1 pseudogene is annotated in these 797 nt (G+C 35.9%); it reads left to right on the top strand.

Annotated features, from left to right (window positions below):
* Window positions 1-797: pseudogene (locus QZ114_RS08145) on the top strand (type I restriction endonuclease subunit R); the annotation flags it as partial.

The raw sequence follows: 797 nt of genomic DNA, 5'->3' as shown, positions 1-797 counted from the left end.
CGCATCGATTAACTGGTAAAGGTTTCAATGCTATGTTTGCTGTTTCAAGTGTTGATGCAGCAAAAGTCTACTATCAAGAGTTACAAAATCAGCAAAAAGATTCTGAAAAACGATTGAAGATTGCGACTATCTTTTCCTATGCTGCGAATGAGTCTCAGGTGGCTATTGGTGAAATTGACGATGAGAGCTTTTCACCGGCAGATTTAGCAGATATTAGTAGTAAAGAATTTTTGAGTAGTTGTATAGCTGATTATAATCAGTTGTTTGGCACTAATTTTACTATTAACGGTAATGATTTTCAGAATTACTATCGTGATTTGGCTAAACGTGTCAAAAATCGGGAAGTGGATCTCTTAATTGTAGTTGGGATGTTCTTGACTGGTTTTGATGCACCGACTTTAAATACTTTATTTGTGGATAAAAATCTGAGATATCATGGTTTAATCCAAGCTTTTTCACGCACCAATAGAATTTATGATGCTACTAAGTCATTTGGGAATATTGTAAGCTTCCGGGATTTAGAGAAGGCAACAACTGATGCTATTAAGCTATTTGGAAAGACTGAGACAGCAGAAGTCTTGCTCGAACGTTCTTATCAAGAGTATATGACAGGCTTTACGGAGGCCGGTGAAGCGCAAAAGGGTTATATGGACGTTGTTCAAGAGTTACAAGAAAAATTTCCGAACCCGCAATCTATCATTAAAGAAAGTGATAAGAAAGAATTTGTCTCTTTGTTTGGTCAATTTCTTCGTTTAGATAATATCTTACAAAACTACGATAATTTCATGAGTCTACGA

Origin of the sequence: uncultured Streptococcus sp. (assembly GCF_901875575.1) — a bacterium.
Taxonomy (GTDB): domain Bacteria; phylum Bacillota; class Bacilli; order Lactobacillales; family Streptococcaceae; genus Streptococcus.
This window is presented reverse-complemented; position numbering and strand designations above follow the sequence as displayed.